Annotated in this window: 1 protein-coding gene; it reads left to right on the top strand. The window is 49.6% G+C overall.

Translation table 11 applies throughout. The annotated features are described in order from the left end of the window. On the top strand, positions 1-272 hold a 272-nt coding region (locus KVT27_RS24635), incomplete at both ends, for an ABC-2 family transporter protein (protein ID WP_217582176.1).

The following is a 272-nucleotide window of genomic DNA, read 5'->3' as shown; positions in this document are numbered from 1 at the left end:
AAGTTTAATTTCCTCTTTACAACGGTGATGGCCGCGTGCATTCAGATTTCGGAGTTTCTCATGGTGGCTCTGGTGATGATGCGGTTCGGCGATATTAAGGGATGGTCGCTGTATGAGGTGTGCTACTTATATGGCGTCATTATGATTTCCAAAGCGATCTACCGAACGCTGGCATCCGATGTGCATCATCTGGAGAAATATCTCGTATCCGGCGATCTGGATGCGCTGCTCATCCGGCCCGTACCTGTGCTCTTGGCATTGATGACCCAGAA

Origin of the sequence: Lysinibacillus sp. GbtcB16 (assembly GCF_019091145.1) — a bacterium.
In the GTDB taxonomy this organism is placed as follows: domain Bacteria; phylum Bacillota; class Bacilli; order Bacillales_A; family Planococcaceae; genus Lysinibacillus; species Lysinibacillus fusiformis.
The sequence above is the reverse complement of the archived record's forward strand: the minus strand, read 5'-3'. Positions and strand labels throughout refer to the sequence as shown.